Raw genomic sequence first — 23,233 nt, 5'->3', positions numbered from 1 at the left:
GGGCCGCTCAACCGTATGTCCCTATACGCTTTTCGCGTCCCGCCCCCGCATCCGACTCGCCGCAAGGCGACGCAGGGCGTAGGGAGTGTGAGAAATGTGGGCTAGGGTCGCGGCGGACGATCAGGCATCCGGCCGGCGTCGCCGTCCGGCGAGGAGGACCTCCGGCTCGCCGTCCCCGGCCAGCTCCTTGCAGCGGGTCACGTCGGGCGAGGTCCAGCGCTGCGACCACCGCGCCTGCTCGGCATGGTCGGAAGGCCTGTCCCAGGCGCTGGCGGTGGCCCGCGCCTCCGTCTCGCTCCCGGCCCGGACGATCAGCACCGACCGGGTCTCGCCGCGCCAGCTCTCGTCGTTCCAGTCGCGCGGATACAGCTTGTAGAACGCCATCGGTCTCTTCCGGCCCGGCACCCCCTTGCTGTCCGTCAAGAACGTTCCTTCGGCGCCGGGGCGCGATGGGCGGCGGCGGCCGCCTCGAGCTCCTTGGCCGCCTGCAGCGAGATCGCATGCATCGTCATGTTGCCGCGCCGGGCATAGCGCTCGGCATCCTGGCGCGCCTCGCGGGCCTGGCGCTCCGCCGCCTTCGCGGATCCCGCGTCCTTGCCGTACGCCGCGAGGCGGATTTCACCTGCCGTCATGTCCGGATGTCCTTGTCGGTTCGCCGGCCAGCATGGCGCGGCGGCCTCGTCTTGACCAGACAATATTGCGAAATGACCGGCCCTGGTCACGCGGCCGGCAAATTTCCAGACCATGGCAAAAAATCAAACCGCCGCAGCCGCCAACGACATCTTGCAATATACCTGAAGACGCCGTACCAGGCGATTTTTGCAGACACGATCCTGGATTCACTCTAAATTGCTTTTTCTCAGGATTTATTGAGAGCCTGATGCGCAGAGTGCCCGTGGCGACGGAGCGCACCTGCGATCACGCGCGTCCCGCCGGTTCCGGCCGCGACGCGATGACGGGCCGCCCCCTCACCGCGCTCCCCGCCGGGCGCAGAAATGCTGGAATGACCGACAACCGATATGCCGTGGGCAGCACCGTTTATATCTGGCGGCGGCCCAGCCCCAGCTCCGCCATCGCCGGCGCCTACACTGTGGTGGCGCATTACCCGAGCGAATCCTCCGGCCGGCTCTACCGGGTGCGCAGCGTGCTCGGGACCGAGGAGCGCATGGTGCCCGAGGCCGATCTCTCCGAGGTGCCGCGCGGCGCCGACCCCGTGGAGCGCACTCCGCGCACGCGACGCAGCGCCTGACCGCGGCCGGGATGGGCGAGACGTCCCGCGCCGGGACCGCGGCGTTCGATTGCCAGGCCTGCGGCGCCTGCTGCGCCTTCTCCCGCGAGTGGCCACGGTTCTGGACCGAGAGCGCGGCCGAGATCGAGCGCGTTCCCCGCCGCTATCGCGACGATGCCCGGATGCGCTGCGACGGCGACCGCTGCACCGCCCTGGAAGGCGAGATCGGCCGCTCCACAAGCTGCGCGGTCTATGCCGACCGCCCGGTGGTCTGCCGCGACTGCGTGCCGGGCGACGACGCCTGCCGGATCGCCCGGGCCGGGCTGGGGCTGGCGGTATGAACGCCTCGGTCCGGGATTGACTGCCGGCAAGAGAGCCTTCGGTTATCCTGCCGGCGAGATGACGGCCCGGATCCCGACCTCCGACCTGCTCGACGACCTGCTGCACGACGCCGATGCCGAGCGCGTGACCTTGCGCCGGCTGGTGAACAGGCTGGGCGACCGCTCCTTCGGCCTGGTCATGCTGCTGCTGGCGCTGCTCGGGGCGATGCCGGGCGTATCCGCCGTCGTCGCCCCGCTGCTGGCCATCCTGGCGGTGCAGATGATGCTGGGTCATGCCGGCCCGGCCTTCCCCCGCCGCGTCGCCGAGCACAGCGTACGGACCGAAGGGCTGGCGCGCACCCTCGGCCGCGCCGTGCCGGTGCTGCGCGCCATCGAGGGCTTCATCCATCCGCGCTGGCCGATGCCGTTCGAGGTGGCGAAGCGGGCGGTCGGCCCGGCGGTGCTGCTGCTTGACCTGCTGCTGCTGGCCCCGATCCCCCTGAGCAACGTCCCGCCGGCCTTGGCGATCGCCCTGCTTGCGATCGCCTATCTGGAGGAGGACGGCATCCTGCTCTGCGTCGCCGTCGCGGCCTCTGCCCTGTTGCTCGCCATCGCCGCCGGCGCCGTCTGGCAGGCGATGGGCGAGCTGGGCTGGGTGCGGGGATTCTTCTAGCCCCCTACTCCCCCTGCTGCAGCAGCGAGCCGCGGTTGCGGGCGGTGCGGAAGCCCCGGAGGAAGGCGGCGCAGCCGAGGGCGAGCCAGATGACGTTGAGGCCGGCCGCGGCGAGGAAATGGCCGGTGTCGAAGCCCTGGCCGTGCAGCAGGCCGCGCATGCCCTCGAACACATGCGCCGGCGGCAGCGTCAGGGCCACCCATTGCAGCCAGAAGGGCAGCACCGAGACCGGGTAGTAGATCGCGCTGATCGGCGAGATGGCGAAGACGATGGCCCAGGCCAGCCCCTCCGCCCCCATGCCGTAACGCAGGATCAGCGCCAGCACCACCAGCGCCACGGCCCAGCCGGTGACGATCAGGTTGACGAAGAAGGCCAGCAGCGGCAGGCCGAGCGAGAAGATGTTCCAGTGGTACAGCAGGATCGCCAGCAGGGCGGCCGGCACCACCCCGGCCAGGGTGCGGATCAGGCTCATCGCCATCAGCGACGCCACCCATTCCCAGGGCCGCAGGGGGCTGACGAAGAGATGGCCGAGATTGCGGCTCCACATCTCCTCGAGGAAGGAGATCGACATGCCGAGCTGGGCCCGGAACAAGAGGTCCCACAGCAGCACCGCCGAGATCAGCACGCCCGCGGCCTGGGCCTGCCAGTTCATCGCCGGCGCCAGGCTTTCGGTGATCAGGCCCCACACCACCATCTGCACCGTCGGCCAGTACATCAGCTCGACCAGCCGCGGCATCGACCCGCGCAGGATGTAGAGGTGGCGCAGCATCACCGCGGTGATGCGGCCCCCGGCCGAGCCGCGCAGGGCGGTCGGAGAAGCCGGAGTCCCGGTCATTGCGCCGCCTGGCCCAGCGCGCCGCGGCTGCGGGCGATGTCGAGGAACACCTCCTCCAGGTCGGTGCGGCCGTATTTGGCGATCAGCTGGTCGGGCGAGCCCTGGTCGACGATCCTGCCGGCCTTCATCATCAGCACCTGGTCGCTCAGCCGCTCGACCTCGTCCATGTTGTGGCTGGCCAGGAGGATGGTGGCGCCCCGCTCGGCCCGGTAGCGTTCCAGCATGCCGCGCACCCAGTCGCCGGTGTCGGGGTCGAGCGAGGCGGTCGGCTCGTCGAGCAGCAGCAGCTCCGGCGCGTTGACCAGGGCCTTGGCCAGCGCCACCCGGGTCTTCTGCCCGGCCGACAATTTACCGGACGGCCGGTCGAGGAATCCGGTCAGGTCCAGCAGCTCGGCCAGCTCGGCGATGCGGCCGCGGCGGTCGCGCACGCCGTAGAGCCGGGCGTAGACCGCCAGGTTCTCGCGCACGGTCAGCCGGTGCGGCAGATCGACATAGGGACTCGAGAAGTTCATCCGGGGCAGGACGGCAAAGCGGTCCCGCGCCATGTCATGGCCGAGCACGGTGATGCGGCCGCCGGAGGGCAGCAGCAGGCCGAGCAGCATCGAGATCGTGGTGGTCTTGCCGGCGCCGTTGCCGCCCAGAAGGGCGACGGTCGAGCCGCGCGGCACCACGAAGGAGATGCCGTCGACCGCGGGCGCGGCGCCGGGATGGAAGCGCTTGGACAGGCGCTCCGCTATGATGACGCCATCGGAGAGCATGGAGCGAGAATGGACGGCCATTCCGAAAATGACCAGGGGGCCGGGATCGATCCGGCGGCGGAGGCCGGGCGCGGCCCGGCGCTGCGCCCGCTGCCGGAGGTGCCGGAGGCGGTGTCCGGCCGGCGCATGCGGGCGCGCATCAGCCAGATCACCCTGATCAAGATCCGCTGGGTCGCCGTCGCCGGCCAGGCCGCCACCATCCTGTTCGTGCATTACTGGCTGGGCTACGAGCTGCCGCTGTGGCCGGCGCTGGCCATCGTCGGCATCTCGGTGGCGCTGAACGTCGCCGCCGTCGTCCAGGGCAAGTGGCGGCTGCGCCTGATGGAGCGGGACGCGGCCCTCTATCTCGGCTACGACATGTGCCAGCTGGTGGCGCTGCTGTTCCTCACCGGCGGCCTCCTGAACCCCTTCGTGGTGCTGATGCTGGCGCCGCTGACGGTCTCGGCCACGCTGCTCAGCTACCGCAGCACGGTGACGCTGACCGGCCTGGCCATCGCCGGCGTCGTGCTGCTGGCCTTCTGGCACTATCCGCTGCCGGGCGGCATGCCCTCCAGCGGCTCGCCCTACCATCTCGGCGTCGGCCTGGCGATGGGCATCGCCATCATCTTCATCTCGAACTATGTCTGGCAGGTCGCCGCCGACGCCCGGCAGGTGTCGGACGCGCTCGGCGCCACCCAGCTGGCGCTGGAGCGCGAGCAGCGGATCTCGCTCTTGGGCGGCCTGGCCGCGGCGGCGGCGCACCAGCTGGGCACGCCGCTCGGCACCATCACCCTGATCGCGCGGGAGATGCGGCGCGACGTGCCGGCCGACAGCCCGATGGCCGAGGACATCGCCCTTCTGGAGCAGGAGGTGAACCGCTGCCGCGACATCCTGACCGAGCTGGCGCGGCGGCCGGAGCCGGACGACGAGGACCCGTTCCGGCTGATGAGCCTGCCGGCGCTGGCCGGGGCGGCGGCCGAGACCTACCTGCATTCCGAGAACCGCCGCCTCTCCATCACCGCCGCCGACGGCCCGCCGGGCCAGACGCTGGTGCTGCGGCGGACGCCGGAGCTGATCCACGGCCTGGGCAACCTGATCCAGAACGCGCTGCAATTCGCCCGTAACCGGGTCGAGATCAGCGCCGAATACGGACCGAAGACCGTGGTGCTGAAGATCGTCGACGACGGACCGGGCTTCCCGCTGGCCTTGCTGGGCCGGCTGGGCGAGCCCTATGTCTCCGGCCGCGGCGAGGACAGCGACCATATGGGTCTCGGCATCTTCATCGCGGCCACGCTGCTCGAGCACAGCGGGGCCCAATTGTCCTTCTCGAATGGCCCGCAAGGGGGCGCGGTTATTGCAGTTGCGTGGCCGCGACACAAATTTGAGAGGAAAGAAAGGACTTGGGCATGACCATCACCCCTGCCACCCTGACCCCCGAACAGCCGGCGCCGCTGCCGGCGCGCGACGCGGCCAGGAGCCTCCTGATCGTCGACGACGACATCGCCTTCCGCACCCGCCTGGCCCGCGCCATGGAGAAACGGGGCTTCGAGGTGGTGACCGCCGACGGCCTGGCCACCGGCATCGACCTGGCCCGCCGCGTCGCCCCCGCCTTCGCCGTGCTGGACCTGCGGCTGGGCGACGGCAATGGGCTCGACATCGTGCCGGTGCTGCACGAGGCGCGGCCGGACAGCCGGGTGATCATGCTGACCGGCTACGGCAACATCGCCACCGCCGTCGCCGCGGTGAAGGCCGGCGCGGTCGACTACCTGGCCAAGCCGACCGATGCCGACCAGATCGAGGCCGCCCTCCTGAATCCCGGCGAGAAGCTGCCGCCGCCGCCGGAGAACCCGATGTCGGCCGACCGGGTGCGGTGGGAGCACATCCAGCGCGTGTTCGAGCAGTGCGACCGCAACGTGTCGGAGACGGCGCGGCGGCTGAAGATGCACCGCCGAACCCTGCAGCGGATCCTGAACAAGCACGCCCCGCGCGGGTAGGGCCCGACACTCCGGTTTCGGACCGGGCTCCGACGATCGGCCCGCCGCCTGCGGCAGCCGGGCCGTCGCCTCGATCTCGACCCGCATGTGCGGCTGCACCAGCTGGGCGAAGATCGTGGTGTTGGCCGGCCGGTTCCGCAGCTGGATCACGGGCGCGCTCGGCGGCTGATGCATGATCCGGCTGAAACCGGGAGCGGCGGCAAGGGGCGGAGAGCGGGACTCGACCACCGCGTCCGACATGCTGCCCTGACCGGATCGGCAAGCGGGGCCATCAGAGATTCTGGAATAGAGTGCGCCTCAGCATCGTCATGGGCGAGGGGCATGAGAGCTCCTTCCACGAGCCCCTCAGCCCCGCCTCGGCGGGGATCCTTTCGAGGCGCGGTGAACGATCAGCAGCGAGCGCCTCCGGAACGTTGGCCCAGGGCACCTGTTTCATGCGGGAACGGGCTCGACCCGATGCCGAGAGGCGAGATCAGGATGTCCAAAGTGCTGAAATATGCCGTCGCGGCCGCGCTCCTCCTGGCGCCGGCTGCCGCCATGGCCGATCCCTGGAAGGACGAGAGCGGCCACGGCTGGGGCTGGCGCGGCGGCGACTACAAGCAGGAATGGCGCGACGGCCGCTGCAAGTACGAGCGCAAATGGGATGACGGCGAGTACAAGGAAGAGGTGAAATGCGACGGGCCGCGCCGGTACCGGCCGCGGGTCTACTACGAGCGTCCGCCCGCCTACGACTATGAGCGTCCGCCTGTCGTGGTCGCCCCGACGCCCCCGCCGGGAATCACCGTCACGATCCCGTTCGATTGAATCGACGGGCGCCACCCGGGACATCGGTGACGTTCTTTCCGGCGGCCCGGCCGTCGCCGCCCGCCGGATCCCCCGGCCCGGGCTCAGGGCTTCTTGCCCGCCTCCTGGTTCCGGAACGCCGCCTCGCCGGCGTCCGACACCTCGACCCACCGCTTGTCGGGCGCGGCGCCCTCGGCATAGCTGTCGTGCCAGTTCCACCATTTGTAGGTCGGGGTCTGGGGGTAGCCTTCGGGCGAGTCCTCCCACACCTCCTGCCGGCCCAGCGGCGTGATGTCGAGGTAGTTCCAGGTGCCTCCCATCTGCTCGTCGCCGCGGTTGTTGATGAAGTAGGTGCGGAACACGCGGCCGGCGTCGCGGAAGAACACGTTGGTGCCGTGCCACTCGTCCACGCCGAAATCGGCGTCGAAGCTGTCGGTGATGGTGAACCACGGCATGGTCCAGCCCATCCGCGCCTTCAGCCGTGCGATGTCGGCCTGCGGCGCGCGCGAGACGAAGACCAGGGTGGTGTCGCGGGCGTTCAGATGGGCCAGGTGGGCGACCTGGTCGGCCACCATGGAGCAGCCGCGGCAGGCGTGGTCGGGCCAGCCGAACACCCCCGGCTCGAAGAAGGCGCGGTAGACGATCAGCTGGCGCCGGCCGTCGAACAGGTCGAGCAGGCCGGCCTTGCCGGCAGGCCCCTCGAACACGTAGTCCGTCTTCACGGCCATCCACGGCATCCGCCGGCGCTCCGCGGCCAGGGCGTCGCGAGCGCGGGTCTGGGCCTTCTCCTTCACCAGCAGCTGCTGGCGGGCGGCTTCCCACGCCTCCGGCGACACCACCGGCGGCGTGCGCAGGACGGGCTTTCCGGTCTCGGTTGATGTGGTCATGGCTATCTCCGGATTCGGGCGGATGCCTCGTGCCGAGGCGCCGTTCGCCGTTCATCGTTCGTGGTCGTGAGATAGCTTGGGTCCGGATACCGGACAGTGGGGAGTGACAAGTGTGGCGCGAGTCCGCTACTCGCCCGCCGCGGCCTGCATGTCCATCCAGATCGGCTCGAAGACATGGCCGTCGGGGTCCTCGAAGCTGCGGCCATACAGGAAGCCCAGATCCTGGCGCTCGCGGATGTCGGCCCTGCCGCCGGCGGCGGCCGCGGCCTCGGTGATGGCGTCCACCTCCGCCCGGCTGTCGCGCGACAGGGCGATCAGCATGCCGATCGCCTCCCGCGGCTTCGCCAGCGGCCTCGGCGCGAAGGTCGCGAAATAGTCCTGCGTCAGCAGCTGGAAGGTGATGGTGTCGGACCACACCATCGACGCGGCCCGGTCGTCGCTGAACTGCTCGTTCTTCTCGCAGCCGATCGCCTGGTAGAAGCGGATCGAGGCCGCGAGATCCGTCACCGGCAGGTTCACGAAGATCATCTTCGGCACGGCAGCTCTCCTTCTGCGGTTCTGGGGGCTTGGCCTTAGAGACCGTTTGGAAATGCGCTGGCGTGAGTCGGCTGGCGGTGGTTTCGAGAACCGGCGCGCAGCGGACGTTTGAGTCCGTGAGCACCGGAAGCGCTCGAGTCCGCCGTCAGACGGCCGCGCCAGTAGCATTTCCAGACGGTCTCAGACCAGCGCCTGCACGATCGTGTCGCGGGGATGGATGCCGATCAGCTCGAGCCGCCCGGCGCCGGAGTTCACGAAGCGATGCGGGACGTTGGCGGCGGCGACGACGATGTCGCCCGGATAGCCCTTCATCGTCTCGCCGCCCACGGTGAACTCGGCCTCGCCCTTCCGGACCACCCAGGTCTCCGGATAGGGGTGCACATGCAGCGCCGCTCCCTGGCCCGGCGCGGCGTCGACCAGGAAGAACGACACCTGGCTGCCGAAATCGCGGCCCTCGAAGCGGACCGTCCGGCTCTGGCCCGGCTGCGGCTCCTGATGGCGACGAACCTGGAACATCGAATTCCTCCCTTGCGCGACGCCGGCAGCGGCAAATTTATCTTCACGAGAAGATATATGAGTTAGATGTCTTCTCGTCAAGATATATTGGCGGGCCACAGCGGAAGGCGTATGTGTCGTCTGCGGTGCGCCGCAGGAGAGGGACGGGATGACGGGCGGAGTGGAAGAGACCGACGGCCTGGCGGATGGCGACCACGTCGACCGCCTGCGCCGGCAATGGGCGCGGGAGCTGCCCGACCTGGACACCGAGGCGATGGCGATCCTGGGGCGGGCCTACCGGCTGTCGAACCTGGTGCGCGGCAGCATCGAGGCCACCTTCGCCGGTTTCGGCCTCGACCGCGGCGAATTCGACGTGATCGGGACCCTGCGCCGGTCCGGGCCGCCCTACCGGCTGACGCCGACGGAGCTGTATACCGCGCTGATGATCTCGTCGGGCGGCCTCACCCACAGGCTGGACCGGCTCGAGAAGGCGGGGCTGATCCGGCGCGAGAAGTCGCCGCAGGACGGGCGCAGCGTGCTGGTGGTGCTGACCGGGGCCGGCGCGGCGCGGGCCGAGGCGGCCTTCCGCGCGGACATGGCCAAGGAAGCCGCCTTGCTGCAGGCCTTGGACCCGCAGGACCGCGCGGCGCTCGCGGCCCTGCTGCGCAAGCTGATCGCCGGGATCGAAGCCGATTCGAGCCCGGGAGCTTCGACACGGAATTGAGGTCCGCCGGAAGCCCGCCCTGGCCCGACCGTCTGCGGACGCCCGGAACAACGGGCGGCCGAATTCGTTCTCCCCCTCGTCCGTGACGGCGCCGCATCGGCGCTTGGCAGCGGGCGCCCGATTTGGTCCACTGCGCGGGGGCGAGGGAGAGACGACGGCGATGAACATCGGCGAGGCGGCGCGGCGTTCGGGCCTGCCGGCGAAGACCATCCGCTATTACGAGGAGATCGGGCTGGTCCGGCCGGACCGGCGCGACAACAACTACCGCGACTACGGCGCCCATACGCTGGAGGTGCTGCGCTTCCTGCGCCGGTCGCGCGAATTCGGCTTCACCATCGAGCAGTGCCGCGCCCTGCTGTCGCTGTACGAGGACCCGACGCGCTGCTCGTCCCAGGTGAAGGCCCTGGCCTCGGCCCGCATCGGCGAGATCGACGACAAGATCCGCGAGCTGGAGGCGCTGCGCGAGAGCCTGGGCCGGCTGGTGTGCCAGTGCCCCGGCGACGCCGAGCCCGACTGCCCCATCATCGACGAGCTGGCCGGCGCCCCGGCGCGCCGCACGGCGATCGCCGCGATGCGATGATCGCACGCCGGGCGCTGTTCCTGGTCAATCCGAAGGCCAGCCGGGCGGGGGCCGGCCTCGACGCCGTGATCCGCACCCTGACCGAGGGCGGGGTCGAGCCGGTGCGGCCGCTGCACGACGATGTCGACACGCTGATCCGGCGCCATGCCGCCGCGGTCGAATGCGTCATCATCGGCGGCGGCGACGGCACGCTGAACCATGCCGCCCCGGCGCTGATCGAGACCGGGCTGCCGCTCGGCATCCTGCCGCTGGGCACCGCCAATGACCTGGCGCGGACGCTGGAGCTGCCGGCCGACCCGGTGGCCGCCGCCCAGGTCATCGTCGATGGCCGGATGCGCGGCATCGACCTGGGCGAGGTCAATGGCCGCCCCTTCTTCAACGTCGCCAGCCTGGGCATGGGCGTCGATCTGGCGAAGGCGCTGGACGGCGAGACCAAGAAGCGCTGGGGGCGCTTCGGCTACGGCCTGGCGGCGCTGCGGCTGGTGCGGCGGCTGGAGCGCTTCTCGGCCGAGATCCGGATCGACGACGGGCGGGTGATCCGGGGCAAGAGCATCCAGATCGCGGTCGGCAACGGCCGCTTCTACGGTGGCGGCATGACCGTCGCCCCGGACGCGGCGCCGGATGACGGCATGCTCGACGTCTATTCGATCGAGGTCGACCACTGGATGTGGCTGGCGCTGATGTATCCGTCCTTCCGCGCCGGGAGGCATGGCCGTTGGGACGAGGTGCACGCCTTCCGCTGCCGCGCGGTCGAGATCCGCACCCGCCGGCCGCGCGACGTCAACACCGACGGCGAGGTCACGACCCAGACCCCGGCCCGGTTCCGGGTGCTGCCCAAGGCGGTGCGGGTCTACACCCCGCTGGCGATCATTCCTCCGCCGGCACCGGCCGCCGCCGGCTGACTGCGACCAGCCACAGGCTGCCCAGCACCGCCGCGACCAGGGAACCGGCCAGAACGCCCATCTTGGTCGCCGCCTGCAGCGCCGGATCCTCGAAGGCCAGCGCGCCGATGAACAGGCTCATGGTGAAGCCGATGCCGGCCAGCACCGAGACGCCGCCGAGCTGGGCCGTGGTCGCCCCGGCCGGCAGGGCCGCGAAGCCGAGGCGGATCGACGCCCAGGCGGCGACGCCGACGCCGAGCGACTTGCCGACCACCAGCCCGGCGGCGATGCCGAGCGGCACCGGCTCGAGGAACGAGGACAGGCTGGCGCCGGCGAAGGAGACGCCGGCATTGGCGAAGCCGAAGACCGGCACCACCAGGAAGGCGACGACGTCGTGCAGCCCGTGCTCCAGCCGCAGCAGGGGCGGCTCGTCCTCGTCCTCCGCGGTGCGATCGAGCGGCACCAGGAACGCCAGCACCACGCCGGCCAGCGTGGCGTGCAGGCCGGATTTCAGCACGAACAGCCAGACCACGGCGCCGACCACCAGGTAGGGCCACAGCGCCTGCACCCTGAGCCAGTTGAACAGGCCGAGCAGGGCCACGCCGGCGGCGGCCCAGGCCAGGAAGGGCAGCGAGATGTCGCCGGTGTAGAACAGGGCGATGATCACCACCGCGGCGACGTCGTCGATGATCGCGAGCGCGGTCAGGAACACCTTCAGCGACACCGGCACCCGGCTGCCCAGCAGCGACAGCACGCCGAGGGCGAAGGCGATGTCGGTCGCGGCCGGGATCGCCCAGCCGCGCAGCGCCGCCGGGTCGCCGACATTGATCACGGCGTAGATCAGGGCCGGCAGGACCACGCCGCCGACGGCGGCGATGCCGGGCAGCATCAGCGTCTCGCGCGACGACAGCTCGCCCTGCAGGATCTCGCGCTTGATCTCGAGCCCGACCAGCAGGAAGAACACCGCCATCAGCCCGTCATTGACCCAGTGCAGCAGCGTCTTCTCGAGCGCCAGCTCGCCGATGCGCAGGCCGATCGGCAGGTGCAGCAGGCCGTCATAGGCGCCGGCCAGCGGCGAATTGGCGGCGATCAGGGCCAGCACCGCCACCACCATCAGCACGATGCCGCCCGCCGCCTCGATCTCGAGGAAGGATCGGATCGCCGAAATCGGCTTGCGGACCAGCCACGTCTTCACAGTCTCGGGCATCGGCTCCTATCCGGCGTCGTGTGGGGAAGACAAATTGAGCGATAGGCAGAGCTGGCTCAACCGGAATCGGAGTGAGGCTCACTTGTCCCACGATCGCATCGGGTTGCTTTATCCTCCCCCCCTCGCGGGGGTCCCTCGGCTCGTCCCAGGCTTTCCATGGTGTTTGTTCTGTCCTTGGCTAGACGACGAAGCGGACCACGCCGCCGTCCACCCGCAAAGCAGCACCGGTCGTCGCGGAAGCCAGCTCCGAGCAGGCGTAAACGATCATGTTGGCGACTTCGTCGGTTGTCGCGAAGCGCTGGATGAGCGTGGTCGGACGCATCGCCCTCAGGAAGCCCTGCTCGGCTTCCTGCTGCGTGATTCCGTTTGCGTCGGCCTGCTTCGCCATGAAGCCGCCCAGGATCTCGGACCGGGTGGGTCCCGGGAGGACGGCGTTGACGGTGACGCCCGTGCCCGCGACCGCCTCGGCAAGCCCGCGCGAGACCGCGAGCTGCGCGGTCTTGGTCATGCCGTAGTCGAGCATCTCCTTGGGGATGTTGACCGCGGACTCGCTGCTGACGAACACGACGCGGCCCCAGCCCTTCTCCACCATGCGCGGCAGGTAGTGGCGCGTCATGCGCACGCCGCTCATCACGTTCAGCTGGAACAGGCCAAGCCAGTCCTCGTCGGGGATCTTCGCGATGTCCTCGATGCCGTTGTAGTCCCGGATGTGAGCGGTACCCACGTTGTTCACGAGGATATCGGCGTCGGGCGCTTGCGCGAAGACGGCCTCGGCGCCCGCCGCCGTCGAGAGATCGGCGGCGACGCCGGAGATGTCGCTGTCGGGAAAGGCTTGCCGCATTTGCCGCACCGCCTCGTCGACGCGGGCGTTTCCACGGCCGTTGACGACGACCGATGCGCCGGCACGGGCCAGCCCTTCCGCCGTGGCGCGGCCGATGCCGGCGGTGGAGCCGGTGACGATCGCCTTGCGGCCCTCGAGTTCGATCTTCATGCCATTCATCTCCGAGTGTGCGGGGCTTCGGGACGAGCGTGTCATCCCGCCGTCTTCGCCGCTTGCGCCTCCGCTGCGCGGGCGAGGCTTTCGACCCATTCCTGGTGATAGCGGTAGAGCGCGCCGGGATGCCTGCGCCCGATCATGTCGAGGAACCACGGGCCCTGCTGCGTCTCCTCGGTCAGCAGGTGACAGCCATCAGCCGTGGGCGTGATCACCCAGCCGTGATAGGCGCTCGAGCCGGTCTCGTCGCCGTCGACTGTCGTCGACCACGCGAGCCTTCGGCCGGGCACGCACTCCGTCACGACGAGGCTCATCGGAAAGCCGACCGTCACCCGGCTGTATCGGGTGCCGAGCGCCAGCTCCGGCTCGCCGGTCAGGATCCTGACCTGATCTTCAGCAGGAAAGTGGCTCGACCAGTTCTCGGCATCGACGAGCAGCTTCCAGACCACTTCGGGCGGCGCCTTCACATCGATGTCGTTGAGCGCGTAGATGGCCGAGGTTTTCGGGTCATACCGCTCGGGCCAGATCACATGGTCGTACATCGGTCACGACGCCTTCTTGAACAGGTCCTGGAAGATGAGCTGGGTCCATGCGCGGCCGCGCGCCTGCACGAGCGCGCCGCCCTCGGCCAGCGCCCCCAGCCAGACCGGCGCGAAGCCCAGCTCCGGATCGAAGCTGGGCCAGGCGACAGGGTCCACGAGCAGGGACCAGATCGTTTCAGGGGAGGCTGCGACCTCCAGCTCGTTGGTGACATGAATAGGGGAGCGGCTGGGAGTCATGTCCTCCGGCCATTTGATCGCTTCGTACATGTCGCCTCTTCGTCTCGTGACCTTGACGAGCAGAATTTGGGAAGCGCGTGACCGGACGGGATTCCTGAATCCCCGACATCCGTTGTGCGTATACGCACCGCTCGAAACGTGCCGGCATTTCGAGGCATGCGGCCTGCCGGTGTCGGCGGAAGGCACGGGTCGGCTCAAGAGACGGCTTGGCACCGACCACCCCGACGCGGCAGTGTCGCGCATGGACCGACCGCCCCGCCGCCCGCCCGCGCTCGACGACGCCGCCCTGGAGCGGGCGGCGCTGGACTATCTCGGCCGCTACGCCGCCTCGACCGGCCAGCTGCGCCGGGTGCTGCAGCGCCGGATCTGGCGCGCGCAGCAGGCCGGGGCCGAGGTCGATGTCGAGGCCGTGCAGGCCCGGATCGCGGCACTGCTCGACCGCATGGCCCGGTCGAAGCTGCTGGACGACGCGCAATTCGCCGAGATGCGGATCGCCGGTTTGGCCCGGCGCGGCCGGTCGACCCGGGCGATCCGGGTCAAGCTGCGCGAGGCCGGCATCGACGAGACAGTTGCGGCCGAGGCCCTGTCCCTGTATGGCGGCGCGCCCGGGGATGATCCGGACCGGGCGGCGGCGATCCGGCTGGCGCGCCGGCGCCGGCTGGGACCGTTCCGGGCCGGGGCCGACCGCGCCGCGCATCGGATGCGCGACATGGCCGTCCTGGCCCGGGCCGGCTTCGCGTCGGGGCTGTGCCGGGCGGTGGTGGATGCGCCGGACGCGGCGGCGCTGGAGGCGCCGGAGGACTGAGGCGACGGACTGATTCCGCCGCCGCGGAGCCGGTGGGTGGTGCATTGACGTTCGGAAACGCGCTTCGGATAGTGCTTTCCGAACATGGTCGGGCCGAACATGGTCGGGACAAGGGAAGACAGATGCGGCGACGCACATATGTCCTGGCGATCGACCAGGGGACGACATCGACCCGGGCGATCGTGTTCGACGTCCAGGGCCGGCCGGTGGCCAGCGCGCAGCGCGAGCTGCGCCAGATCTACCCGGCCGACGGCTGGGTCGAGCACGACCCGGAGGGGATCTGGGCCGACACCGTTTCGGCCTGCCGCGACGCCGTCGCCCGCGCCCGGCTGACCGCCGACCACATCGCCGCGATCGGCATCACCAACCAGCGCGAGACCGCGGTGCTGTGGGACCGCCAGACCGGCCGGGCGCTGCACTACGCCATCGTCTGGCAGGACCGGCGCACCGCGGGATTCTGCCGCGAGCTGGCGGCGGCCGGGCACGAGACCGCGGTCCAGGCCAAGACCGGGCTGATCATCGATTCCTACTTCTCCGCCACCAAGCTGACCTGGCTGCTCGACACCGTGCCCGACGCCCGGCGGCGGGCCGAGGCCGGGGAGCTGGCCTTCGGCACGGTCGACAGTTTCCTGCTGTGGCGGCTGACGGGCGGCCGGGTGCATGCGACCGACGCCACCAACGCCAGCCGCACCATGCTGTTCAACATCCGGACCCAGGACTGGGACGACGAGCTCCTGGCCCTGTTCCGGGTCCCGCGCGCGGTGCTGCCCGAGGTGCACGACAACGCGCATCATTTCGGCACCACCGACAAGATCCTGTTCGGCGCCGCGATCCCGATCACCGGCATCGCCGGCGACCAGCAGGCGGCGACCTTCGGCCAGGCCTGCTTCAAGCCGGGCATGATCAAGTCGACCTACGGCACCGGCTGCTTCGCCCTGCTCAACATCGGCGACAAGCCGAAGATCTCGCGGCACCGCCTGCTGACCACCACCGCCTACCGGGTGAACGGCCGCCCGACCTATGCCATCGAGGGCGCGATCTTCAGCGCCGGCGCCACCATCCAGTGGCTGCGCGACGGGCTGAAGATCATCAAGAACGCGGCCGAGAGCGAGACCCTGGCCCGGTCGGTCGAGGATTCCGCCGGGGTCTATCTGGTGCCGGCCTTCACCGGCCTCGGCGCGCCGCATTGGGACCCCGACGCGCGGGGCACGATCCTGGGGCTGACCCGGGATTCGACCTCGGCCCATATCGCCCGCGCGGCGCTGGAGGCGGTGGCCTTCCAGACCCGCGACCTGATGGAGGCGATGGCGGCCGACGGCGGCGCCCGGCCGCAGGCCCTGCGCGTCGACGGCGGCATGGTGGCCAACGACTGGCTGTGCCAGATGCTGGCCGACATGCTGGACACCCCGGTCGAGCGGCCGAAGGTGATCGAGACCACGGCGCTGGGCGCCGCCTATCTCGCCGGCCTGACCGCCGGGGTCTACCCCTCGGTCGAGGCGGTGGCCGAGGCCTGGCAGCGCGACCGGCTGTTCGAGCCGTCGATGCCGGCCGGCACCCGCAGCCGGCTGTACGAGGGCTGGCAGAAGGCGGTGAAGCGCGCCCGGGGGGCGCCGCGCTGACCAATCCCGCGGGGCGCGTTTGCGCGCCTCGATGCGCGGATATGAAAATTGTCGCAAAAGCCCCGCCGCGCTGGCATGGTGCGGGGATGCGGCGCCCTGAGAGCGCCGAGCCAAGATATTCGGGGAGAGAGTCGCCATGAGATTGCGCCTTGCCACGGCCGCCGCCGCCGCGGCCCTGACCTTCAGCCTGCCCGCCTTCGCCGCCACCGAGATCCAGTGGTGGCACGCCATGACCGGGGCGAACAACGAGGTGGTCGAGACCCTGGCCAAGGAGTTCAACGACAGCCAGGCCGACTACAAGGTCGTGCCGGTGTTCAAGGGCACCTATCCGGAGACGCTGAACGCCGGCATCGCCGCCTACCGCGCCGGCCAGCCGCCGCACATCCTGCAGGTGTTCGACGCCGGCACCGGCACCATGATGGCGGCGTCCAGCGCCGTGGTCCCGGTGGCCAAGGTGCTGCAGGCCGACGGCGTCACCTTCGACAAGTCGCAGTATCTCGGCGGCGTGGTCAGCTACTACAGCACCGCCGATGGCGAACTGCTTTCCTTCCCCTACAACAGCTCCTCGCCGATCCTCTATTACAACAAGGACGCCTTCAAGAAGGCCGGGCTGGACGAGAACGCGCCGCCCAAGACCTGGCCGGAGCTGTTCGACGCGGCGAAGAAGATCAAGGCGGCGGGCTGGCCCTGCGGCTTCACCTCGACCTGGCTGACCTGGATCCAGCAGGAGAATTTCGCCGCCTGGAACAACGTGCCCTATGCCACCGAGCAGAACGGCTTGGCCGGGCTGGACCCGCAGCTCTTGATCAACAGCGACCTCTACGTCCGCCACTTCCAGACCATCGCCGACCTGCAGAAGGCCGGCGTGTTCTCCTATGGCGGCCGCACCTCCGAGGCCAAGATCAAGTTCACCAGCGGCGAATGCGCCATGATGACCGAATCCTCGGGCGGGCTGGGCGACGTGGTGAAGTCGGGCATCAACTACGGCACCAGCACGCTGCCCTATTATCCGGAAGCCGCGGGTGCACCGCAGAACACCATCCCGGGCGGCGCCAGCCTGTGGGTCCTGGCCGGCCATCCGGACGCCGAATACAAGGGCGTGGCCAAGTTCTTCGAGTTCCTGTCGCAGACCCCGATCCAGGCCCGGCTGCACCAGAAGTCCGGCTACCTGCCGATCACCATGGCGGCCTATGACGAGACCAAGAAGTCCGGCTTCTACGACAAGAATCCGGGCCGCGAGATCCCGATCCTGCAGATGATGGGCAAGGCGCCGACCGAGAATTCAAAGGGCGTGCGGGTGATCAACCTGCCGCAGGTCCGCGACATCATCAACGAGGAGCTGGAGCTGATGCTGAACGGCCAGCAGGACGCCAGGACCGCGCTCGACAAGGCGGTCCAGCGCGCCAACGCCGCGATCAAGGAAGCCGCGGACCTGTAAGCCCCGCATGAACCGTCGCGCGATCTTCCCGAACAGGGTCCTGCCCTATCTGCTGGTCGCGCCGCAGATCGCGATCACCTTGGTGTTCTTCTTCTGGCCGGCCGCCCAGGCGATCCGCCAGTCGATGCTGCGCGAGGACCCGTTCGGCCTCAGGACCCGCTTCGTCGGGCTGGACAATTTCGGCCGGGTGCTGGCCGACCCGGCCTATCTGAACTCGCTGCAGGTCACCGTCGTGTTCTCGCTGGCGGTCGCGGTCTCGGCCCTGGTGGTCGCGCTCCTCCTGGCGGTGATGGCCGACCGGGTGGTGCGCGGCCAGGGGCTGTACCGCACCCTGCTGCTGTCGCCCTACGCCATCGCCCCGGCCATCGCCGGCATGCTGTGGCTGTTCCTGTTCAACCCGTCGATGGGCACGCTGGCGGTGCTGCTGCGCCAGGCCGGCTTCGACTGGAACCCGCTGCTGAACGGCGGCCAGGCGATGACGCTGGTGGTGGCCGCGGCCGCCTGGAAGCAGATCAGCTACAACTTCCTGTTCTTCCTGGCCGGGCTGCAGGCGATCCCGAAGAGCCTGATCGAGGCCGCGGCGATCGACGGCGCCGGGCCGGCCCACCGCTTCCGCACCATCGTCTTCCCGCTGATCTCGCCGGTGTCGTTCTTCCTGCTGGTGGTCAACACCGTCTACGCCTTCTTCGACACGTTCGGCATCATCCACGCCGTGACCGGCGGCGGCCCCGGCAAGTCGACCGAGATCCTGGTCTACAAGGTCTACAATGACGGCTTCGTCAACCAGCAGATGGGCGTCTCGGCCGCCCAGTCGGTGATCCTGATGGTGCTGGTGATCGCGCTGACCTTCGTCCAGTTCCGCTATGTCGAGCGCCGGGTGCATTACGCATGATCGAGAACCGGCCGCTCGGCACGCTCTTGGCCCATTTCGTCCTGATCGTCGGGATCGTGCTGGTCGCCTTCCCGGTCTGGTACACCTTCGTCGCCTCGACCTATCCGACCCAGGCGATCCTGTCGCCGCCGCTGCCGCTGGTGCCGGGTGGCGAATTCCTGGCCAATTACGGCGGCGCGCTGTTCGGCGGATCGGGCAAGATCGGCGGCGTCGACATGGTCCGGGTGCTGTGGAACACCACGGTGGTGGCGCTGGCGATCGCGGTCGGCAAGATCACGATCTCGCTGCTGTCGGCCTACGCCATCGTGTTCTTCCGCTTCCCGCTGCGGCTGGTGTTCTTCTGGATGATCTTCGTCACCCTGATGCTGCCGGTCGAGGTGCGCATCGTGCCGACCTACCAGGTGATCGTGGATCTCGGCCTGCTCGACAGCTATGCCGGGCTGACCGTGCCGCTGATGGCCTCGGCCACCGCCACCTTCCTGTTCCGCCAGTTCTTCCTGACCATCCCGGACGAGCTGGTGGAGGCGGCGCGGATCGACGGCGCCGGGCCCCTGCGCTTCCTGCGCGACATCCTGCTGCCACTGTCCCGCACCAACATCGCGGCGCTGTTCGTGATCACCTTCATCTACGGCTGGACCCAGTATCTCTGGCCGCTCCTGGTGACCAACGACAACCGGATGAACACGATCATCATCGCCCTGCGCAAGATGATCTCCTTCACCGACGCCGACACCGAATGGAACCTGGTGATGGCGACCACCATCCTCGCCATCATCCCGCCGGTCGTGATCGTCCTGCTGATGCAGAGGTGGTTCGTGAAGGGCCTGATCGAGAGCGAGAAATAATGGCCACCGTCGAGATCCGCCAGGTCCGCAAGACCTATCCCGGCGCCGCGCAGGAGACCATCAAGGGCATCGACTGCGCCATCGCCGACGGCGAGTTCCTGGTCATGCTGGGCCCGTCCGGCTGCGGCAAGTCCACCCTGCTGCGCATGGTGGCCGGGCTGGAGAGCATCGGCGGCGGCGACATCGCGATCGGCGGCCGGGTGGTGAACAGGCTCGAGCCGAAGGACCGGAACATCGCCATGGTGTTCCAGAACTACGCCCTGTACCCGCACATGTCGGTCTACGACAACATGGCCTACGGGCTGCGCATCCAGGGCCTGTCCAAGGCCGAGATCGACCGGCGGGTGCGCGAGGCGGCGCAGACGCTGGAGCTGTCGGCTCTCCTGGAGCGCAAGCCGCGGCAGCTGTCGGGCGGCCAGCGCCAGCGCGTCGCCATGGGCCGCGCCATCGTGCGCGAGCCGGCGGTGTTCCTGTTCGACGAGCCGCTGTCCAATCTCGACGCCAAGCTGCGCACCCAGATGCGGATCGAGATCAGGCGGCTGCAGTCGCGCCTCGGCGTCACCAGCCTCTACGTCACCCACGACCAGGTCGAGGCGATGACCCTGGCCGACCGGATCATGGTGATGAACGGCGGCGCGGCCGAACAGATCGCCCCGCCGCTCGACATCTACCTGAAGCCCGCCTCGGTCTTCGTCGCCGGCTTCATCGGCTCGCCGGCGATGAATTTTTTGCCGGCCGAGGTGGCGGCGGACGGCGCCGGCGTGGTGCTGCCCGGCGGCCAGCGCATCGCCACCCGGCGGGCGGGCGGGCTGGGCGGGCGCAAGGTCGTGGCCGGCATCCGGCCGGAGCATCTCGACCTGCACGGCCCGTCCGACCCGGAGCATCGGCTGGAGGTGGCGGTCGAGCTGGTCGAGGCACTGGGCGCCGACACGGTGGTGCATGGCCGGCTGGGCGACGGCACGACGCTGCTGGCCCGGCTGCCCGGCGTGGTGCCGGTGCGCGGCGGCGACCGCCTGGCCTTCGCCGTGCCCGAGGACCAGCTGCACCTGTTCGACCCCGACACCGGCCGCGCCCTCGGATAAAGAGGGCCGGGCGCTTGGCCCGGCCCCGATCGTCAGATCCCCGCTCTCAGCGGATGGTCAGCGCGCCCTTGAACAGCGGGCTGCGCTTGGCCGACGTGGCGCGCTTGGCGGCCGAGGCTGCGAACTCCCCGGTATCGACCACCGGGTCGCGCCGCATCCCGAACACGATCACCGAGTTCGCGATCGCGTCGCTGAACTGGTCCAGCGCCGTGTTGCTGATGTTGGCGATGCCGTCGCAGGGTGCGTGGTAGCACGCGTCGTAGGGCTGGCCCGCGGTGCCGCCATAGATCCGCGCCTCGGCCTCGGTCTTGACGTTCTCGGCGCCGCTGAACAGGCCGCCGGCCGGGATGCCGTTCTCGATGAACGGGCCGTAGTCGGACCGGCCGTCGAAGGCGGTGGGGGCGGTGGCCAGGTTCTTCCGGGCGAAATGGGCCAGGAAGACGTTTTCGATCAGGCCCGAGCCGTCCGGCCCGGCATCCGGCGTGTCGGAGCTGTTGCCGTCATAGACGAAGCGCACGTAGTTCGGCGATCCGACCATGTCGAAGTTCAGGTTCAGCAGGATCTTCGCCTTCTCGGCATCGCTGAGCGTCGAGACATAATGGGTCGAGCCGAGCAGCCCGAGCTCCTCGCCGCCCCAGAAGGCGAAGCGCACCTTGTTGCGCAGCAGCAGCTGGCGGCGGCCCACCTGTTCGGCGACCTCGAGATTGGCGGCGGTGCCGCTGCCGTTGTCGTTGATGCCCGGGCCGACCTGCACCGAATCGAGATGCGCCCCGACCGTGACGATCTTGTTCGGATTGCCGGACCAGGTGTCGGCGATCACGTTCCAGGTCGTCCGCGGCTCGTTGATGGCCTCGACCTTGATGCGGACGGTCACGGGGCCGGACTGGGCCTGGGTGTACAGCTCGTTGCCGACCTCGAAGGTGGTGAAGACCCCCGGATACGGCCGGGGCGCGCCAAGGCCGACGCCCTCGATCACATCGGTGCGGCCCGGCTGGCCCTCGTTCATGATGATGACGCCGATGGCGCCGGCCGCCTCCGCCATCTCCGCCTTCTGCGCGAAGGTGCAGGTGCCGCGCTGGATCAGGGCGATCGCCCCCGCCGTCTCCGGCGGATAGTCGGCGGCCTCGCAGCCGCTGGCCGAGCTCGGCTCCGGCGTGGGCGGCAGCACGATGTTGCTGGTCGGCACCACCCGGCCGGTGACCTCGGTCGAGGCGGAATAGAGCGTGGTCGCGAAATCGGTGTTGGCCGTGTAGGTCCGCGGCGACGGCGACACCCGCTCGAATTCCGGCGTGCCGGTCTCCAGGAAGAAGTCGAACTGGAACGGCTGGAGCGTGACCCGATAGCCGGCGCGCTGCAGCCGCTGCTTCACATAGTCGACCGAGGCCTTGTAGCCCGGCAGGCCGGCGGCGCGGTTGCCGCCATTGGCGGTGGCGATCGCCTGCAGCGCGGTCAGGTGCCGGCGGATGCCGTCGACCGTGACCGCCCGCTGCAGGTCGGCACTGATCAGCGCGGTGATCAGGTCGCCGATCAGGCCGCGCTGGGCGGCGCTGGCGGATGCCGCGGACGCCGACGCGGCGGAGGTCGCGGTGTCCGTGGCGGCGAGGGCCGAAGACGCAGGAATGGCGATGGCGGTCGCCAGCAGGGCGGCCGCCAGATGACGCGTTCTCACGATGGTCCCCCTTCGTCGTTTGCGGTGGGGCTTATGGCCGCCCGGATCGCAATCGAATGGCCTCGCTCCGGCCAGCCTCCCCACTTGCCAGCACTGTCCGGCAGCATCGCGATCGGCGTCAACATTACAGATTTAGGGCAATTTGCTCGGAATGTCTTCGGATGACTTGATGTTATACAGTAACAGTCCAACGAACTCTTCGTCGGACAAAGCCATCCCTGCCATTTGCCAGACAATATAGAATGGATGTCGACCCGATACTGGAGCGCCGCGCCGCGGCTCAGCCGGAGAAGTAGAGAGTCCAGGCCTCGGCCACCACGGGATCGGCCAGCAGCCGGTCCCAGATGGTGCTGAGCGGCGTCATCTCCTCGCGGAAGTCGTACCAGGTCAGCAGCAGCAGCAGGTACAGATCGGCCGCCGTCCGCCGGTCGCCGAGCAGGAACGGGCCGGGCGCGAGGGCGTCGGCGACCAGGGCCCAGTAGCGGTCGACGGCGCGATCCGCCGCCTCCTTCACCCCCGGCGCGCCAGTGGGGTCGGCGGTGTAGCGCTGGGGATATGCCTGCCGCAGCGCGGCGCCGTACAGGTTCACCGCCATGAACACCAGCCAGCGGTCGAAGCGGGCGCGGTCGGCGCTGCCCGGCGGCGGCGCCAGCCCCGCCTCAGGATGGGCGTCGACCAGATGCAGGATCATCGCCGCCGATTCGGTCAGCACCGTGCCGTCCGGCAGCACCAGCGTCGGGATCTCGCCCATCGGGTTCAGGCGCAGATAGTCGGGATGGCGGTGCTCGCCCGCCTTGTGGTCGACCCGGATCCGCTCGCAGGGCGCGCCGGCCAGGCGCAGCACGACATCGGGGGCGAAGGCGCCGGTGTCCTTGTTCCAGTACAGCCTGTACATCGCCGCGCCCTCCCCGGTTCCGGACCGTTGCAACCATGATGGCGCGAAACCGGCGGCAATCAACGCCTTGCGTGCCGCGGCATGCTGCATTGCAGCGACTCGGTTGCCCCCTGAGATTCAGATGCTATTGTGCCGCCCGTTTCGCGGGCGGCCTCAGGCGCCGCGCTCTCACCCAGGACGGACGGTCCATGAACATCCACGAATATCAGGCGAAGGGGCTGCTGGGGCGCTATGGCGTACCGGTGCCGCGCGGCGGGGTGGCGTACACGCCGGAGGAGGCGGTGCGCGTGGCGGAGGGTCTCGGCGGCGCCGTGTATGTCGTCAAGGCGCAGAT

Annotated in this window: 29 protein-coding genes; 16 read left to right on the top strand and 13 right to left on the bottom strand. The window is 69.6% G+C overall.

Features of this window, described 5'->3' with window-relative positions:
- Window positions 1-120: 120 nt before the first annotated feature.
- Together ACFW16_RS33740 and ACFW16_RS33735 are read right to left on the bottom strand one after the other, a co-directional pair.
- Complete coding sequence (locus tag ACFW16_RS33740) at window positions 121-384, bottom strand: hypothetical protein (RefSeq protein WP_380313477.1); 264 nt, start codon at window positions 382-384, stop codon at window positions 121-123.
- Between the two features lie 35 nt (window positions 385-419).
- Window positions 420-632: a hypothetical protein gene (locus ACFW16_RS33735; protein WP_380313475.1), complete on the bottom strand. Its 213-nt coding sequence runs from the start codon at window positions 630-632 to the stop codon at window positions 420-422.
- 371 nt (window positions 633-1,003) lie between these two features.
- On the opposite strand from ACFW16_RS33735, the gene ACFW16_RS33730 reads away from it, so the two are divergent.
- Genes ACFW16_RS33730 through ACFW16_RS33720 form a run of 3 tightly spaced genes read left to right on the top strand, consistent with a single transcriptional unit; the run spans window position 1,004 to window position 2,221 of the window.
- Window positions 1,004-1,249 carry a hypothetical protein gene (locus ACFW16_RS33730; RefSeq protein WP_380313474.1) on the top strand — a complete coding sequence of 82 codons (246 nt, stop codon included), beginning with the start codon at window positions 1,004-1,006 and terminating at the stop codon, window positions 1,247-1,249.
- 11 nt (window positions 1,250-1,260) lie between these two features.
- Entirely contained in the window at window positions 1,261-1,569 is a 309-nt protein-coding gene (locus ACFW16_RS33725; protein WP_380313473.1) for a YkgJ family cysteine cluster protein, read from the top strand.
- Between the two features lie 58 nt (window positions 1,570-1,627).
- Window positions 1,628-2,221 (top strand): exopolysaccharide biosynthesis protein, encoded by a 594-nt coding sequence (locus ACFW16_RS33720; protein WP_380313472.1) that lies wholly within the window; start codon window positions 1,628-1,630, stop codon window positions 2,219-2,221.
- 4 nt (window positions 2,222-2,225) lie between these two features.
- On the opposite strand, the gene ACFW16_RS33715 is transcribed toward ACFW16_RS33720, so the two are convergent.
- Window positions 2,226-3,056: an ABC transporter permease gene (locus ACFW16_RS33715; protein ID WP_380313471.1), complete on the bottom strand. Its 831-nt coding sequence runs from the start codon at window positions 3,054-3,056 to the stop codon at window positions 2,226-2,228.
- Window positions 3,053-3,835: an ABC transporter ATP-binding protein gene (locus ACFW16_RS33710; protein ID WP_380313470.1), complete on the bottom strand. Its 783-nt coding sequence runs from the start codon at window positions 3,833-3,835 to the stop codon at window positions 3,053-3,055. Before ACFW16_RS33710 ends, ACFW16_RS33715 begins: the two co-directional genes overlap by 4 nt.
- On the opposite strand from ACFW16_RS33710, the gene ACFW16_RS33705 reads away from it, so the two are divergent.
- From ACFW16_RS33705 to ACFW16_RS33695, 3 genes are all read left to right on the top strand, one after another.
- Window positions 3,824-5,203 carry an ActS/PrrB/RegB family redox-sensitive histidine kinase gene (locus ACFW16_RS33705; RefSeq protein ID WP_380313468.1) on the top strand — a complete coding sequence of 460 codons (1,380 nt, stop codon included), beginning with the start codon at window positions 3,824-3,826 and terminating at the stop codon, window positions 5,201-5,203. The genes ACFW16_RS33710 and ACFW16_RS33705 overlap by 12 nt on opposite strands.
- Window positions 5,200-5,787: an ActR/PrrA/RegA family redox response regulator transcription factor gene (locus ACFW16_RS33700; protein ID WP_380313467.1), complete on the top strand. Its 588-nt coding sequence runs from the start codon at window positions 5,200-5,202 to the stop codon at window positions 5,785-5,787. Before ACFW16_RS33705 ends, ACFW16_RS33700 begins: the two co-directional genes overlap by 4 nt.
- Before the next feature lie 477 nt (window positions 5,788-6,264).
- Window positions 6,265-6,591, top strand: a complete 327-nt coding sequence (locus tag ACFW16_RS33695) for a hypothetical protein (protein WP_380313465.1) — start codon at window positions 6,265-6,267, stop codon at window positions 6,589-6,591.
- An 83-nt stretch (window positions 6,592-6,674) separates the two neighbouring features.
- On the opposite strand, the gene ACFW16_RS33690 is transcribed toward ACFW16_RS33695, so the two are convergent.
- The 3 genes from ACFW16_RS33690 to ACFW16_RS33680 all read right to left on the bottom strand — a co-directional run bounded on the left by ACFW16_RS33690 (window position 6,675) and on the right by ACFW16_RS33680 (window position 8,510).
- The gene (locus tag ACFW16_RS33690) at window positions 6,675-7,457 is read right to left on the bottom strand and encodes a DUF899 domain-containing protein (RefSeq protein WP_380313464.1); all 783 of its coding nucleotides are present in this window, start codon (window positions 7,455-7,457) and stop codon (window positions 6,675-6,677) included.
- A 126-nt stretch (window positions 7,458-7,583) separates the two neighbouring features.
- Window positions 7,584-7,985 (bottom strand): VOC family protein, encoded by a 402-nt coding sequence (locus ACFW16_RS33685; protein ID WP_380313479.1) that lies wholly within the window; start codon window positions 7,983-7,985, stop codon window positions 7,584-7,586.
- 189 nt (window positions 7,986-8,174) lie between these two features.
- Window positions 8,175-8,510: a cupin domain-containing protein gene (locus tag ACFW16_RS33680; protein WP_380313463.1), complete on the bottom strand. Its 336-nt coding sequence runs from the start codon at window positions 8,508-8,510 to the stop codon at window positions 8,175-8,177.
- A gap of 148 nt (window positions 8,511-8,658) precedes the next feature.
- Between ACFW16_RS33680 and ACFW16_RS33675 the strand changes: the two genes are divergently transcribed.
- The 3 genes from ACFW16_RS33675 to ACFW16_RS33665 all read left to right on the top strand — a co-directional run bounded on the left by ACFW16_RS33675 (window position 8,659) and on the right by ACFW16_RS33665 (window position 10,695).
- The gene (locus ACFW16_RS33675) at window positions 8,659-9,213 is read left to right on the top strand and encodes a MarR family winged helix-turn-helix transcriptional regulator (RefSeq protein ID WP_380313461.1); all 555 of its coding nucleotides are present in this window, start codon (window positions 8,659-8,661) and stop codon (window positions 9,211-9,213) included.
- A gap of 160 nt (window positions 9,214-9,373) precedes the next feature.
- Window positions 9,374-9,793 carry a Cu(I)-responsive transcriptional regulator gene (gene cueR / locus ACFW16_RS33670; protein ID WP_380313460.1) on the top strand — a complete coding sequence of 140 codons (420 nt, stop codon included), beginning with the start codon at window positions 9,374-9,376 and terminating at the stop codon, window positions 9,791-9,793.
- Entirely contained in the window at window positions 9,790-10,695 is a 906-nt protein-coding gene (locus ACFW16_RS33665) for a lipid kinase (RefSeq protein WP_380313459.1), read from the top strand. Before cueR ends, ACFW16_RS33665 begins: the two co-directional genes overlap by 4 nt.
- On the opposite strand, the gene nhaA is transcribed toward ACFW16_RS33665, so the two are convergent.
- From nhaA to ACFW16_RS33645, 4 genes are all read right to left on the bottom strand, one after another.
- Window positions 10,661-11,881, bottom strand: a complete 1,221-nt coding sequence (gene nhaA, locus ACFW16_RS33660; RefSeq protein WP_380313457.1) for a Na+/H+ antiporter NhaA — start codon at window positions 11,879-11,881, stop codon at window positions 10,661-10,663. The two genes, ACFW16_RS33665 and nhaA, sit on opposite strands and share 35 nt — an antisense overlap.
- A gap of 178 nt (window positions 11,882-12,059) precedes the next feature.
- The gene (locus ACFW16_RS33655) at window positions 12,060-12,872 is read right to left on the bottom strand and encodes an SDR family NAD(P)-dependent oxidoreductase (protein ID WP_380313455.1); all 813 of its coding nucleotides are present in this window, start codon (window positions 12,870-12,872) and stop codon (window positions 12,060-12,062) included.
- 41 nt (window positions 12,873-12,913) lie between these two features.
- Window positions 12,914-13,417 (bottom strand): SRPBCC domain-containing protein, encoded by a 504-nt coding sequence (locus ACFW16_RS33650; protein ID WP_380313454.1) that lies wholly within the window; start codon window positions 13,415-13,417, stop codon window positions 12,914-12,916.
- A gap of 3 nt (window positions 13,418-13,420) precedes the next feature.
- Window positions 13,421-13,684, bottom strand: a complete 264-nt coding sequence (locus ACFW16_RS33645; protein WP_380313453.1) for a hypothetical protein — start codon at window positions 13,682-13,684, stop codon at window positions 13,421-13,423.
- A gap of 211 nt (window positions 13,685-13,895) precedes the next feature.
- Between ACFW16_RS33645 and ACFW16_RS33640 the strand changes: the two genes are divergently transcribed.
- The 6 genes from ACFW16_RS33640 to ugpC all read left to right on the top strand — a co-directional run bounded on the left by ACFW16_RS33640 (window position 13,896) and on the right by ugpC (window position 20,335).
- Complete coding sequence (locus ACFW16_RS33640; RefSeq protein ID WP_380313452.1) at window positions 13,896-14,459, top strand: regulatory protein RecX; 564 nt, start codon at window positions 13,896-13,898, stop codon at window positions 14,457-14,459.
- A 122-nt stretch (window positions 14,460-14,581) separates the two neighbouring features.
- Window positions 14,582-16,078: a glycerol kinase GlpK gene (glpK, locus tag ACFW16_RS33635; protein WP_380313451.1), complete on the top strand. Its 1,497-nt coding sequence runs from the start codon at window positions 14,582-14,584 to the stop codon at window positions 16,076-16,078.
- Window positions 16,079-16,214: 136 nt separating this feature from the next.
- The gene (ugpB, locus tag ACFW16_RS33630) at window positions 16,215-17,516 is read left to right on the top strand and encodes a sn-glycerol-3-phosphate ABC transporter substrate-binding protein UgpB (RefSeq protein WP_380313450.1); all 1,302 of its coding nucleotides are present in this window, start codon (window positions 16,215-16,217) and stop codon (window positions 17,514-17,516) included.
- Window positions 17,517-17,523: 7 nt separating this feature from the next.
- On the top strand, window positions 17,524-18,408 hold the full coding sequence (gene ugpA, locus ACFW16_RS33625; protein WP_380313448.1) for a sn-glycerol-3-phosphate ABC transporter permease UgpA: 885 nt from the start codon (window positions 17,524-17,526) through the stop codon (window positions 18,406-18,408).
- Window positions 18,405-19,253, top strand: a complete 849-nt coding sequence (ugpE, locus tag ACFW16_RS33620) for a sn-glycerol-3-phosphate ABC transporter permease UgpE (protein WP_380313447.1) — start codon at window positions 18,405-18,407, stop codon at window positions 19,251-19,253. The genes ugpA and ugpE overlap by 4 nt, the downstream gene beginning before the upstream one ends.
- On the top strand, window positions 19,253-20,335 hold the full coding sequence (ugpC, locus tag ACFW16_RS33615; RefSeq protein ID WP_380313446.1) for a sn-glycerol-3-phosphate ABC transporter ATP-binding protein UgpC: 1,083 nt from the start codon (window positions 19,253-19,255) through the stop codon (window positions 20,333-20,335). Before ugpE ends, ugpC begins: the two co-directional genes overlap by 1 nt.
- Window positions 20,336-20,381: 46 nt before the next feature.
- Here ugpC and ACFW16_RS33610 read toward each other — a convergent pair whose 3' ends face one another.
- Together ACFW16_RS33610 and ACFW16_RS33605 are read right to left on the bottom strand one after the other, a co-directional pair.
- Window positions 20,382-22,004: a M28 family metallopeptidase gene (locus ACFW16_RS33610; protein ID WP_380313444.1), complete on the bottom strand. Its 1,623-nt coding sequence runs from the start codon at window positions 22,002-22,004 to the stop codon at window positions 20,382-20,384.
- A 280-nt stretch (window positions 22,005-22,284) separates the two neighbouring features.
- The gene (locus ACFW16_RS33605) at window positions 22,285-22,899 is read right to left on the bottom strand and encodes a glutathione S-transferase family protein (protein WP_380313443.1); all 615 of its coding nucleotides are present in this window, start codon (window positions 22,897-22,899) and stop codon (window positions 22,285-22,287) included.
- Between the two features lie 188 nt (window positions 22,900-23,087).
- Between ACFW16_RS33605 and ACFW16_RS33600 the strand changes: the two genes are divergently transcribed.
- Window positions 23,088-23,233 (top strand): ATP-grasp domain-containing protein (locus tag ACFW16_RS33600; protein ID WP_380313478.1); only part of this gene is annotated, 146 nt, incomplete at its 3' end.

This window comes from Inquilinus sp. NPDC058860 (genome assembly GCF_042743185.1).
In the GTDB taxonomy this organism is placed as follows: domain Bacteria; phylum Pseudomonadota; class Alphaproteobacteria; order DSM-16000; family Inquilinaceae; genus Inquilinus.
The sequence above is the reverse complement of the archived record's forward strand: the minus strand, read 5'-3'. Positions and strand labels throughout refer to the sequence as shown.